Source organism: Thauera sedimentorum (assembly GCF_014489115.1).
Classification (GTDB): domain Bacteria; phylum Pseudomonadota; class Gammaproteobacteria; order Burkholderiales; family Rhodocyclaceae; genus Pseudothauera; species Pseudothauera sedimentorum.
Genome location: NZ_JACTAH010000001.1, coordinates 355,619 through 368,444 on the forward strand (window position 1 = coordinate 355,619; position 12,826 = coordinate 368,444).

The following is a 12,826-nucleotide window of genomic DNA, read 5'->3' on the forward strand; positions in this document are numbered from 1 at the left end:
GTCATTCAAGTCTCGCCGCTGAGAGACTGCACTGCGGTGAGCAGCAGCCGTTTGTCGCGAGGCCGGACAGAAGCCCCGACTTGGTGAGCGAGAGGGAGAAATCTAGCGATCGTCCTCAGCGCTCACGGCATAGAGCCACCGAGCCAGACTTAGCTACGCCGAGCCGCGACGCATCGATCAACTCACAAGCTAGTCGAAGCAGGCGCTACCCGCCTCAAGACAGCGGCAAGCATGTTCGACTAAACTAGCCCCGCTAGGCACCGTTACGTAGAGCTACTCGCTGACTGCCGCCCCATGACGTACCGATGAGAGTACATTGAGCCCGATTCAACACGATAGCCCGCGCCGGGATCTAGCCGAGACTGGCAACAAGAGCCATGGACGCCCATTCCTCCGGTGGGCCGGGAGCAAGCGAAAACTAATCCCCGTCCTTCAAGAGTATTGGAGCGACTCGTATGGCCGATACGTGGAGCCGTTCATGGGTTCAGCGTGTTTATTCTTTCACTTAGATCCGAGTGCGGGATTACTAGGCGACATCAACGCAGAACTCGTCGAGTGCTTTTGTCAGGTACGCGCAGACCCGCAAGCCGTTCACGAGGAATTGGCCACTTATGGACATGGTTCTGATTTTTTCTATCAGCTACGCGAAAAGATTCCAGAAGAACTGACACCAGTTCAACGTGCTGCGAGATTTATCTATTTAACGCGGTACTGCTTTAACGGCCTATACCGGACGAACCAATTGGGACGCTTCAACGTGCCGTTCGGCGGTACGCGAACAGGAAAACTTCCGACTCTTGAGCAGTTAACGTTCGCCGCAAAAAAGCTCAACTCGGCAGAGTTAATTTGCTCCGACTTTCTAGGCACAATCGAACGCGTCCAACCCAATGATTTCGTTTACCTGGATCCGCCATACTGGGTAGAAGGGAAGCGACGAACGAATCAATATGGACCAAAGACCTTCTGCAAAGACGATCTCAGCAGACTTAAAGCTGCTCTGGAGCATATTCACGAGCAAGGCGCGCATTTCGTACTGAGCTACGAGGACTGCGACGAGGCTAGAGAGATCAGCGGTTCATGGCACGTAAAGCAAGTACCCGTTAGAAGAAACGTCGCTGGCTTTTCGCAGCACCGAAAGATAGAACACGAGATGATCGCAACGAACATTGCATAGTTATGACAAATCGTCGTATCGCTGTGATCAGCGACATCCATATCGGCCCCTTGGCTCGGAGCCGCGATCTTCTGCCGCCGGGTATGTCGAGCCCAATTGCGCGAGACGAGGAATTTATCGTGCAATTTGAAAAGTTCGTACGATCGAAAGACCTCGTAGCCGATTTTCTCGCTATTGCCGGCGACCTCTCGTGCAAAGCGAAGCCGGAGGAGTTCGAACATGCTTCTAGAGTAATTGAGAGGATTGCCGGTATTCTAACGGTTCCGATGGACCGAGTTATGTACGTTCCCGGCAATCACGACGTCGATTGGACCGTCTTGCAGTTGGCCGACCCTTCGGCAGGGCCAACAACGAGAGATCTTAGATGGCGGCAGCGCTATGCCCCCATCACGGAGACTGATAATCTGTTCGCAAGGCGGACTCAAGTCTCATTTACTGGTCAATTATTCACCCCCCCCTTTGTTGGTTATTGGAGGTACGGTGAAGCGCTATTCGCAGCGGTAAATTCGGCCGCACACGATCGTCCGACCGAGGAAGTTCATCATGGCTTTATTCGAGAGGAAGCGGTCGAATGGCTTGGTGAGAACATTCCCACTCGTGATAGTGATAATGAACTTCGCTGTCTCATTCTTCACCATCATCTGTCCCCTCATGCAAATCTTGGAAACGAAGCACGAGACTTCTCGACTTGCCAGAATGCGGACCGGCTGCTTGCCGTCCTACGGAAACTCGACTTTGATCTTATTCTTCATGGTCACAAGCACTATCCGCGATTTCAAACGGAATTGGTGGAATCGGATCATCCGATACTAGTGCTCGGGGCCGGCAGTTTCTGCGCGAGCCTAAATGGCTACGGCGGCGGCGTTCAAAACCAATTCCATTTCCTTACGATAGAAGGAAGATCTCCAATCACGGGGAGAATATTTGGGGAATTGAGAAGCTGGGCCTACGTTCACCCGTCTGGCTGGTCAGAAAATAAGAAGGTCTATACCGCTGTCGATCATCTGATTGGATTTGGCGGACCTCTGGATTGGCGCGAAATTGTTTCCGTGCTAAAGGAGCCAATTCGTGAAAAGGCGGCATCAGAACCCATCTTCAGTCTCGACCAGGTTTTGGAAAGTGGCCAATTGCGTTATGTTTCACCTGAGACCGCACGTAAAGCCATCGAAGAAATAGCACGGACTGAAAACCTCGATGTAAGTTGGGTCGACGAACCGCACATCTGCGCTTACATTCGCAGAAAGGAACTCCGATGAACGAGACGAGCGTAAGAAATCTTTTTGAGGTAAACAACGCCCGGACTCAGTCTATTGAAGAGGTTGTTCGCACGTTTGTTCCTTCTGACTCATTTTGGCGCCTAGTGACTGGCAAGAATCATGTTGTGCTTGGTGCTCGCGGTTCAGGTAAGACAGCTGTGCTGAAAATGCTCTCACACGATCATTTCAGCCGCTTCGACGATCCGATGGCTGCTTCGCTCGTCAATGATCGGAAGTTTATTGGAACCTTTGTTCCAATGCGAGCTGACTGGATTGGAACGTTAAAGAACAAGCCGTGGCAGACACCTGAGGACAATCTAAATCTTTTCAGATGGAGGCTTAATCTATCTTGCTGTTCTGGTTTCATCAGCACGGCGGAAAGTTGCCTCAGATCGTATTGCGCGACCCAAGAGAGGATTTTTAGAGAAAGGGATCTTGCCGAAATGCTCCGCGTCGCGTGGGTTCCCCACGGCAGGTCAGTGGATAACTTGAGAGGCTTGCGAGACCTTCTTGAAGATGTCGAGTGGGAGGCTCAACTAGGCGAACTGTCTGCTACGACGCAGATGCGATGCGGTCCGGAGCAGAAGATGGGCAGCGTATTCGATTTGGAATTGTTCAGCCCAATTTCCCGTGGAATAGAAGTCCTTAAGCGAGTTATTTCGTTTCCGGATGATGCTGTTTGGGCTCTGGCCTTAGACGAACTTGAATTCCTTGACGAACACCATCATGAGCTAATTAATACGTTCCTTAGGGGTAGAAGCGCTCTGGCGTTCAAACTCTCAACAATGCCGTACTTCCATCACACTTTGAGAACGAGAACATCGCAGCCGATCACGGCGGGTAATGATTTCGACTACGTGTATCTTGACAATGATGCGAGCATTCGACGGACCGATCGGCGCGGATGGGCTGAATGGGCTAATGATGTGCTATGCCGAAAGATTGCTTACGTCAGGCGAGATAGGGCCGAAGAGTTCAGTCTAAGCAGACTGTTAGGCACCGACTCGCCCCTACTAGACGAGAAACCTGCAAGCTGGGAGCAGGATTCATCCATGATGCTCCTGCTCAAGAGGTACGCTAGCAACGCGACTATTGAGCGCGCACAGCGCCTATCGCCAAGGGCGTTCAAGGACCAAGTGTCACGAAAAATGCATGGGATGCTTCTTTTGCGGGATCAGGGTGAACTCGCGGGAGGAAACAGAAAGCATCATCTATACAGCGGTCCAAAGCTGTTTGCTCTTTGCAGTGACGCCAACCCGCGACAGCTAATTAGATTGTTCAACGAACTGACTCTTCGCAGGACCACGGATAATGTCCTGGGCTCGAGAAAGAAGATCAATCCGACTGTGCAATCGCAATGCATAATCAGCTTCTCCGGAGATGTCCTTCAGAATGCTGCCACAGAAGAGGGAGTCGGCGGTGAACTTCACTCCTTTATAAGGAGTTTGATGGAGTATTTTCACGATCGATTCTACAAGCAGCCACTTACAACGGATTGCTATTACGCCATTAGAACGCCTAATGATCTAAGCGAAGAGATGTGGGAGCTGATAAAGCATGCCGTCGGATTGGGATTGATGTTTCCGAAGACGACATTCAATCAGCCTGATCTACTTCCTGGGCGGACAGGAAGTGAATTCGACATGGCATTTCGGCTAGCACCTAAGTTCGGCCTCCTGCCGCGAAAAGGGAAGCCTGTTCCTCTCTTCGCCGCACTCAGCAAAGGGATGAGGGCGTCTCGGTCAGCCCATGCACATCAACTCGACCTACTGTAAAAAATGGAACGTCGTTTTCCGGAAATTTTCGTAGCAGACGTAGGGTTTGAGATGATTACCTCCTCTCACTACGATCTGGCTATTTTTGCCTCAGGCTATGAGCAGCGCTGCACTTATTGCGCTGAAAAGCTAGATTTCTCTCACATTTCGAGGGTGCTTGTTCTGGGGTTCGAGGACTCCGTGATCATCGAATCAAGAAGGCGTAACGACAGTATCTTCTTTGAGAGAGCTGAGACAAGACCGTCGATCGCAGGCGCGAACTATGCGGAGATAATCGGTCGTGAGATTTATGCCTGTGTTTCGGATTGTGTCACTAGGGGACGAAAGCCTCGTCTATTGGTGGATTACTCGTCAATGTATCGAGAGTGGTATGGCTACGCTTTATCGGTGGCCTGCGAGCTCGTGAGTTTAATAGGCGAAGTTGAGATCGACTTTGTGTACTCAGCTGGAGCGTATCCGGAAAACTATAGGAACGCACTTCAGGGTGTTGTCTTGGAGAGTATTGCGCCGTTAGTCGGGATGGAGGGGCTGTCAGCCTCTCGTAGTAGCTCTGTTGCGATCCTCGGACTTGGTTTTTCGCCAGTTGCAGGGTTGGGCGCGCTGGAGCGCCTGCAGCCGGATGATGTTCTTTGCTTCTTAGCGAGCCCCGCGTCCGATGATGGATATGTCAGCGTTAGCCGTAACAGTAACGAGTGCTTGATTCGGCGTTCCTCATCAATCGTTGAACTGCCGCTCTTGAGCTTGGCAGGCACCTACCGGGGGTTGGCTGAATTTGCTTGGCCTTACGTTGACCGACATCACATCAACGTCCTTCCTATGGGGCCCAAACCCCATGTTCTAGCCTCGATGCTTGTTGCAAAGACTTTTCGATCAGTCGCCTGCCTGTACGGTCGAATCAAGACTCCCTATGGAATTGACGTTCCCGCAAATGGCCAAGTGGGAAGTAGTAGAGTAACGATTACCTGTAGCAGAGAACGTCACTGAATCGACTTGGAGCAGTCTAGTCGGAGCTTGGTGGTACGAGTGCATCTCGACGTGCATTCTTTCCGTTGGCTCTCTCTACCAAATTGGCCCGGCAAGGAAGCGATACACCGTTTAAAGTCGACGCATCGGTCTGACGATTATTGGTCCCGGTACGGGCTTCGGTGAGTCGGCTCGGGGCGGTCGCTAGAGCCGCTCGCGACCCTGGGGTGGCGCCTGTTCCCACTCACTGTCAATTGACAGCGGTTCGCCCTCTGGAATCTGCCTCAGCAACTCGGCTAGCGTGTAGCGTGGGCGCGGTAAGTGTGCTCCAGGCACGCTCAACATGAGGCCCCCAGCTTTGGGCTCGACCTTAAACACTGCCCCCTCGATCAGTCCGTGGCGCTCCATGAATGCCTCCGGCAGCGCAAGCATCAGCTTGCCATCTGCGCGTCGCACGATACCTTGCATAGTTGCTTCCTCCGATGTTCAGCGGTCAGCATCACCGGCGGCGACAGCCCCGTTCCGCTGGCAGAGCGGCACTCCCGCGTTGCGGGAAGAGGCGCTCATTGAAGCGCGGCCGGCAGCTCGTTTCCGATCGCCTTGGTTCAGTCAGGAAAGAACTCATGGATCTCCCCCCAAGGCTCCTCGCGGCCGCCCTCTCGCACCAGCAGGTGGTAAGGCATCTCGATCCTGTCGACGTCGTAGCTTCCCACCGGCTTTCGCTCCTCCGTTGGTACGCTGGTGTCGCACGCTGACGCGTCGTCGTTCAGCGAGTGGTGTAGTCGGCAGATGATGGGGCGCACTTCGTAGACGGAGCAGCGGCTGTCCTTGAGAAAGGGGCAAGGAGTACCGAAGAACGCCCTAGCTTGAGTGAGCGCTGTGAACTGCGGTCGGGCCGGGATGCGGGTCATTCGGCGTCCGCTCGCCTGTGCAAGCACTTCGGCTTCGTGCGCGTAGATCATCGTCGTCATGCTGCAGCACGCCCCGCACCCGGAACGACAGGCAGCATGGGGCGCGATGGCTGTATTGAAGCGGTCCGCCAGCGCAAGCAGTTTCATCCGACGCGTTTTCCGGCTCGCGTTCTCGAGCCGTATTCGATTGGCGATGCTCTCAAGGGTAGTCGGGTCCATCCAGTCGTGGCCGTCGACGATGGCTGCGATCTTCTGGCGGAGCTGTCTTTCTAGTTCGGTCATGGATGATGTGTATAAGTCACGGTTCAAGAAGTGACTTATAAGCGGCTGACGCAAACGCGTCAACGCCACACCATCGGCACTACGATGACAGTGCCGCCAAGTCCCCAGATGTCCTCCGGAAGTGCCCGCCATGTGCTCGCGCAGAATCTCAAGCGGCTGCGTGCTGAGCGCGGCTGGTCGCAGGAGCAACTCGCTTTTGAAGCAGGGCTGCATCGCACCTTTGTCGCCCATGTGGAGCGCGAGGTGCGCAACATCTCTTTGGATAACATCGAGCGGCTCGCCAAGTCGCTGGGCGTTAGCCCCGCAGCTCTTCTTACTCCCTCCGAGGTCGGCTAGGACGCGCGCCCCGAAACCAGCGGCTGGCGATCCCTCTGCGTGCGAAGCCTCGGAGGCCTCGAGAGCGACTACAAACGGAGCCGAGCACCGGCCGGTTGCTTCTGCACAAAGAACACGAATGGGAACTCATCCCGGTAGCCGTGCTGGCGCACAAAGTGGAACAGCTCGAACGTCTGTGCCCGGATGCCGGCGAAACCGGGCTGACGCGCGAGAATGGCAAGGCTTTCCTCGACGGCAGGAGCGTTGTTAGTCGCCTGCCGGGCTGACAGCAGGGCATACCATTCGCGCATCGCTTCGCGTGGCCGTCGCCACGTCCACGATGGCTTGCCCCGAACCGCGTGACGGACAAGCTCGTAGCCCAGCCAGATGAGGCGGGGCTCCTTTGTGATGTCCTTGAGTGCCTCGTTGGCACGCACCTGGCCCTCGCCCGGCGTGACCAGCAGCAACCAATCGACCAAGGGCTCCGCGGCCCCCCTCGGAGTCGCCATCTGGGAATCCGTTTGGTCCGACGTTGTGGCTGCTTCCTCAGGGAGGCATCGGGAAGCTTGTTGGGCGCCTTCCTGGAGGCTAGTGATGTCAGGATTTTCCTGTCCGCGTATCCGCTCGTCGGGTGCCTCCACGTGCGGCTCGAAATTCGGCCAGTAGAGCACCAACTGGGCGTTGGCGAGTCCGCGCTGTTTGCGCAACAGGCGTTGCGCCGGCGAGCAGCCGATGCCGTAGCGTTCATGGAACTTCTGCGCGAGCCTTCTCACCCGCCCAGCCGGGCACTTCCCCGACACATAGTAGGAGTAGCCCTTGGGTACCAGGTCGAGCACCCGAGCGAGCGCAGCTGTCTTTGAAGTCGCAACAGGAGTCGAGGCGGGCAAGGGGCGTGTCATGGGCATTCTCCGGGTGTTGATACCCGGTATAGCGTCGGGCTCAGTGATGCGCGGGCTTCTCCGAGAACCCGCATCGTTGCAGTGTGATTCGGTGTGGCGAAGCCACACGTATTGATGTTCCGTGAATTTGTCTCGCGGATCGCAGCGCGATCCGCCTATACGGAGCTAAGGCAACACCGTGCAGGTGGGCATGGCCAGCGCGAAAGCGCTGGTGCGCGCACACCCGGCGGCCTGCCCGGTCGCGTTCGGGGCGACAGCAATCGGACGCGAGCGGGCAGGCCGCCACCTGCAAACCACACGCCGAAAGGCACGCCGGAATCGCCATTCCGGAAGCGACAGGAGACGCCAATCCTGTCGTGAGCAAACGCTGAAGCGCAGTGCCTTTAGTCGGGCTCGCTGCGCTACGACGGGCGCTGGATGGTGCAACTCCATCCTTCGACCCAATCGAATCCAGCGTATGTTGGGCGACGCGGAAACGGCGCCGGGGAGGCAATGCCCCGGTGACCTGTTATCCAGCGAAAGTCGGTTCAGTCCGACCCGTGGGGCGTATCGAAAGAGCGCAACGCGTGCCGCGCAGGAAGGCTTCTGAGCGCACGGTAACGTGCGAGGGCTGCAAGGGGAAACCTGGCGCAGCTGGCACCCGGAGAAATCCGGGGTCGATGGATAGCTCAACCCTGTAACGGCGCCCTTCGAGGGCGCTGCGCGGAGCATGATGAAGCCACAGGCACTGAGCCATGGTTCGTCGTCGATGACGCACATTTCGAGTACCCGAGTCGCTCTGGAACATCGGACCGGGGAAATCCAAGGAAAGCCGGAATGGCTAGAAATGTTGCGGAGACAGTGGCGTCATCAAGCGCAGTAGCGGATGACTAACGCGGGAACCGACTGGCGTGGCATGGGGTGGCACCCGTGTCAGAGAGCGCCAGCCGGGGGAGATTCGGTAAGTAGGGTTCGATCCCAATGGTGATACGACCGAAGCCATGGGAGAGCGGAGCAATCCGCGGCAGGTGCTGGCACACCTGTCCCGAAAGCCGGAAGCGTTTTGCGAAAGTGTGGTGCTCCGCAAGGAGCAAAGAATAGGGCTTGGCAGCCCGTTGCAGTGGGTCGTGCCATCGCTTGGCCGCGATGGTACGAAAGGACCGGTTGGCACCGTGTCCGAGCGTTCATGGAAAAAGTATCCGAGGAGGAAACACACGACTCGGCCCCTCGCGCGACTGCGCGAGGGGCTGCTCTGCCGCGGGGTACGCCGATGGGGCAGGGGGCGCTGAGATCACCCCAGCGAGCCTCCTTGGCCGGCTGCGGGCAAGTACTTGCGCGCGCCGGTTCGTTACGGTTAAAATCTGCGGCTCGCTCTTCTACACAAAGCTGTTCCACATCGCTGTGTAGAGAAGCGATAGTTGCTAGGAAGTAGGGGTGGTTTTCGATGGTTCTTCGGATTCCCCCCCCTCTCCGCCAGCAGTAAAAAAAGCTTTGAAAAAGGCTTGACGAAGCGAAATTGGCTGCTAAAATCTCGCTTCTTTCGAAAGCGCCCGTAGCTCATCTGGATAGAGTACCTGGCTACGAACCAGGGGGTAGGAGGTTCGAATCCTTCCGGGCGCGCCATACACCGATGAAAGAGGGCACCTGATCCAGGTTGCCCTCTTTTGTTTTCTGCACCGCCAGCGCAAGGCGGTCGTAGCTGCCGCGGATCGCGGCCTCGTTCCCGTTGATCACGATCTCATCGACCAGCACCTGCAGGTAACGCTTGGCGAACTCCGGCCGGCCGTCCTGTAGGCGTTTCCGAATCGCCTTGCTGAAGGCTTCGATGTTGCTCGGCAAGATGCGCGCAGCCGGCATGTGATAGTGGCGGCGCGCACCGGCCAGCTCGATGAGCGCCGACTCCTTCGCAGCCTTCAGGCTCTGCACTCGCTTCTTTAGCGTCTCGTCCAGGTCGATGGTGCCCGTCTCGATGGCGTCGTAAAGCCGTGCGAGCCGCTCCTCGGTGCCCTTGAGCTGGCGCTCCAGCGCCTTGATGGTCTGGCTCTCGCTGTCCTTGGCCGCTTGGGTGCGCTTGCGCAGTTCCGCAATCAGTACATGCAGTCGCTCGGGTGCGAGGATGCGCTCGGTGAGGTGGGCGAGGATCAACTCGTCGAGCTTCTCCATCGGCAGGTTTGGACTCTTGCAGGCGTGGTTACCCTTCGACTGGCGAGTCGTGCATTTGTAGTAGCGGTAACGCCCGCTCTTGCCGGTCACCAAGGTCATGTGAGCGCCGCACTCCCCGCAGCGGATCAGACCGGTGAGCAGCGTCGGGTTATTGACCAGGCGCGGCGGTGCCTTGGCGGGCGAACGTGCCTCCCGTAGCTGGCGCACCTTCTCAAAGGTCTCCCGGTCGATCAGCGCCGGAATCTCGGTGCGCACCCACTCGGATTCGGGCCGAATCTTGCCGGTGCGCGAGTCGCGCACGTTGAAGTAATACTCGCCCACATAGGTCGGACTGGACAGGAGGTCATGCACCTTCTGAATCGTCCAGGCGCTGCCCCGGTGCAGCAGACCGCGCTCGGTCAGATGCTTGACGATCTCCTTGATGCCGAGCGTGCGCCCCTCGTAGCCGTGCAGGTAGAGGTCATACACCCGGCGCACCACCGCGGCTTCCGTCTCGTTGATCTCCAGGCGCTTCTTCTTGCGCCCCCGGCTGCCGGTGATCTCGGTCGAAACGGCGTGGAAACCGAACGGTGCCCGCGAGCCGTTGAAGAAGCCTTGCCGGGCGTTCTCCCGCATCGCCCGCGAGGTGTGCTTGGAGTTCTCCTTGCTCTGGTACTCGTCGAAGAGGCTGAAGAGCCGGCGGGCCATCTCGCCCATCGGGTCGTCGCTGGTCTGCTGCGTGATCGAGACGATCTTCACGTCGTTCTTGGCGAGCTTGCGCTCATAGACGCCGAACTCGACCACGTCCCGGAAGAAGCGCGACAGGCTGTGAATGATCAACCCGGAGAAGGGCGCGGGCTTGGTGAGCGCGTCGGCGATCATCTGTTGAAACACCGGGCGCTTGTCGTCGGTGGCCGATGCGCCCGGTTCGACGTACTCGCGCACGATCTGATGACCGTGGGCGGCGCACCAGTCGCGCATCTGCTGGAGTTGATCGGGAATCGAGAGATCGTTCTCGGCCTGGCGGGTCGTCGAAACCCGCGCGTAAAGACAAACCAGCATGGTGCCCCTCCCGGCGTGGGTGGCTTCCCGTCGTCCGCTCGGCGCCAGTGTGGCTACGAAGCCCACTCCGTCAAGGCCAAGCCTTCGGCGCTTCGCGGCCTTGACCGAGCGGGCTTCTCCGCGATCCTTGGTCGCCAAGCGAACGACGGCAAGCTCTGGCGGCGCTCAGTCCTCCTCGGCTTCGATCAGCGCCTGCATGTCCCTGACGATCTCCGTCAAGACGGATTCAAGCAGATCGACTTCAGCCGCAGTCGGCGAGGCGAGCGCCTCAGTAGTCCAAACAATAGTGACGGTCGGTTCCCGGCTCACGCATGATGCACCTCCTTTTTTGCCGTGTCGGGCCTGCCCGTTCCTTACCTGTCCTTGATGCGCTGAAGCGCATCTTCTAGCTCACGTTGAAACCCGCTCTTACCCAACTCATTCAGGACGATCTTCCGGAAAGCCTGAAACTGCGAGTCGGGCAGCGCGGCCTGTGCGGCCAGCAGCACGTTGTTCTTGCGCCGGTCCAATGCGTCGAGGATGGCCGAGAGTAGAGCTACCATTGCCCGAGCCTCATCTGCGTCATCCGCCGATCCACGTCCATGTCCCACGACAGCGGATCATGCAGCGCATCGAGCCTGGCCTGGAGGACTCCTACGGATTCCTCCAGGCCAATCTCGCTGCGCCCCTTCATCAGCCCTTCGATAGCGGCCATGCGCTTGAGGTAACCGTAGACGCTCACTGCGAGCCGCATCATCCGCTCGTCGAGTAGCGCCTTCGGGTCAATTTCCTTGAGTACGCCCAGGCCGCCGAGCGATTCGATGCGCGCCTGAAGGTCCGCCCACACCGGATGCAGCGGCCAGCGCGAGCGGTTGCTATCGGTACTCGGGCGCCGCAAGGTCGTGTGGTCGTGGGTGACGTAACGCAGCAAGTCGCCCTGGCGCTCCGCCAGGTCGTCGAAGGTCTTGAGGCCGAAGCGGCGCAACCACTCCTTGCGCGCCTGCCATTCGATGCGCCAGACGTTCTCCGTGCAGCCCCACAGATCGAAGAACCAGGTCTTGGCGCTCTTCTCCGTGATTTCGGCGCACTTGTCGTACACGCGCAGCACCAGCGGGCCTTCGCCGAGGCGAAAGGTCTGCGCCCGTCCGTTCTTGCGGTGCTTGTTGTCCTTCTGCGCCTGCGAGACGAAGCTCTCCTCGTCGAAGTCGAGGACCGGCAGCGCGTAGTCGAAAGTGAAATCCACCCGCGAGAGCCGCTCGGCCCGGTAGGGGGCGTAACCGACCGACTCGGCCCACCGCAGGAAGCGCGCATGCAAGGCCACCGCGCCGAACTGCCAGAGCGCGAAGCTGCGGAAGGTGACAAAGAAGTTGGGCTGGTTGAACTCCCCGCACTGGATGGCGAAGGCTTCGTTCTCCAGCAGGAAGGGGTAGCCGCTGCCGGTGCCGTGCGAGGCGAGCAGAAACTCCTCGGTGCCGAGCCGCAGTGCGGTCGGGTGGCGTGACTTGGAGGACTTCAAGACTTCCTTCTCGACGGCCAGCTGCTCAAAGCTGAGCGCGCAGGACGGCGAGGGCGCGAGGTAGTACGCGCATTCGACCGTGTCGTGACCGAAGAGGAGGAAGCGGGGGGTCATTTCTTGCGCCGCTCTTCCAGTTCTGACTTGGTGATGTGAATCTCGTGGTAGAGCGGATCGGGGCTTTCAATGCCGAGTTCTTGCTCAATATCCGTGAAGTGCTTGTTTGCCAGTTCGCGGAACTGGCCGCGCGCACCGCCCAGGTGATACACCGGTTCGTACTCGATACCCTCTCGTTCTGCGTTGTACTTGTAGTCGCTCTGATTGTCCGTGAGCGGGCCGAGTGCTTCTGGAAGGTTCTTCTCAAACTCCTCCATGGCGAACGTCAGCAGGTCCGAGACGATCTGCGTGCGGTTCTTGGTCGGGTACATCTCGCACGCCGCAGCGATCTTGGCTGCGATGTGGGTCGGTAGCCGGAAGGAGAACTGCTTGGGCGTGAGTCGGGTGTTGTCCGGGCTGGCCCAGAACTCGTGTAGGTTGGAAGCTTTCATGACGATGGCGACAGTCGTTTGAATGTCG

11 protein-coding genes and 1 tRNA gene are annotated in these 12,826 nt (G+C 58.0%); 6 read left to right on the forward strand and 6 right to left on the reverse strand.

The window, feature by feature from the left end; translation table 11 throughout:
• Positions 1 to 316 precede the first annotated feature (316 nt).
• The 4 genes from IAI53_RS01580 to IAI53_RS01595 are packed head-to-tail and all read left to right on the forward strand — an operon-like array spanning position 317 to position 5,189.
• Positions 317 to 1,174 (forward strand): DNA adenine methylase, encoded by an 858-nt coding sequence (locus IAI53_RS01580; protein WP_187716413.1) that lies wholly within the window; start codon positions 317 to 319, stop codon positions 1,172 to 1,174.
• Positions 1,175 to 1,176: 2 nt separating this feature from the next.
• Positions 1,177 to 2,430: a metallophosphoesterase family protein gene (locus IAI53_RS01585; protein ID WP_187716414.1), complete on the forward strand. Its 1,254-nt coding sequence runs from the start codon at positions 1,177 to 1,179 to the stop codon at positions 2,428 to 2,430.
• Positions 2,427 to 4,205 (forward strand): ORC-CDC6 family AAA ATPase, encoded by a 1,779-nt coding sequence (locus tag IAI53_RS01590; RefSeq protein WP_187716415.1) that lies wholly within the window; start codon positions 2,427 to 2,429, stop codon positions 4,203 to 4,205. The genes IAI53_RS01585 and IAI53_RS01590 overlap by 4 nt, the downstream gene beginning before the upstream one ends.
• Positions 4,206 to 4,208: 3 nt before the next feature.
• Entirely contained in the window at positions 4,209 to 5,189 is a 981-nt protein-coding gene (locus tag IAI53_RS01595) for a hypothetical protein (protein ID WP_187716416.1), read from the forward strand.
• Between the two features lie 584 nt (positions 5,190 to 5,773).
• Here the strand turns inward: IAI53_RS01595 and IAI53_RS01600 are convergent.
• Positions 5,774 to 6,361, reverse strand: a complete 588-nt coding sequence (locus IAI53_RS01600; protein ID WP_187716417.1) for a YkgJ family cysteine cluster protein — start codon at positions 6,359 to 6,361, stop codon at positions 5,774 to 5,776.
• A 108-nt stretch (positions 6,362 to 6,469) separates the two neighbouring features.
• Here IAI53_RS01600 and IAI53_RS01605 point away from each other — a divergent pair, with 108 nt between their 5' ends.
• Entirely contained in the window at positions 6,470 to 6,697 is a 228-nt protein-coding gene (locus tag IAI53_RS01605) for a helix-turn-helix domain-containing protein (protein WP_225433110.1), read from the forward strand.
• A gap of 68 nt (positions 6,698 to 6,765) precedes the next feature.
• Here IAI53_RS01605 and IAI53_RS01610 read toward each other — a convergent pair whose 3' ends face one another.
• Positions 6,766 to 7,575: a hypothetical protein gene (locus IAI53_RS01610; RefSeq protein WP_187716418.1), complete on the reverse strand. Its 810-nt coding sequence runs from the start codon at positions 7,573 to 7,575 to the stop codon at positions 6,766 to 6,768.
• A gap of 1,525 nt (positions 7,576 to 9,100) precedes the next feature.
• Here IAI53_RS01610 and IAI53_RS01615 point away from each other — a divergent pair.
• A tRNA-Arg gene (locus tag IAI53_RS01615) sits at positions 9,101 to 9,177 on the forward strand.
• Here the strand turns inward: IAI53_RS01615 and IAI53_RS18760 are convergent.
• The 4 genes from IAI53_RS18760 to IAI53_RS01640 form a co-directional block, all read right to left on the reverse strand.
• Positions 9,133 to 10,758: a recombinase family protein gene (locus IAI53_RS18760; RefSeq protein WP_225433233.1), complete on the reverse strand. Its 1,626-nt coding sequence runs from the start codon at positions 10,756 to 10,758 to the stop codon at positions 9,133 to 9,135. The genes IAI53_RS01615 and IAI53_RS18760 overlap by 45 nt on opposite strands.
• Before the next feature lie 353 nt (positions 10,759 to 11,111).
• On the reverse strand, positions 11,112 to 11,300 hold the full coding sequence (locus IAI53_RS01630) for a hypothetical protein (protein ID WP_187716419.1): 189 nt from the start codon (positions 11,298 to 11,300) through the stop codon (positions 11,112 to 11,114).
• Positions 11,294 to 12,367, reverse strand: coding sequence for a hypothetical protein (locus tag IAI53_RS01635; RefSeq protein ID WP_187716420.1), 1,074 nt, complete (start codon positions 12,365 to 12,367; stop codon positions 11,294 to 11,296). The genes IAI53_RS01630 and IAI53_RS01635 overlap by 7 nt, the downstream gene beginning before the upstream one ends.
• Positions 12,364 to 12,798: a hypothetical protein gene (locus IAI53_RS01640; protein ID WP_187716421.1), complete on the reverse strand. Its 435-nt coding sequence runs from the start codon at positions 12,796 to 12,798 to the stop codon at positions 12,364 to 12,366. The genes IAI53_RS01635 and IAI53_RS01640 overlap by 4 nt, the downstream gene beginning before the upstream one ends.
• Positions 12,799 to 12,826: the final 28 nt, after the last annotated feature.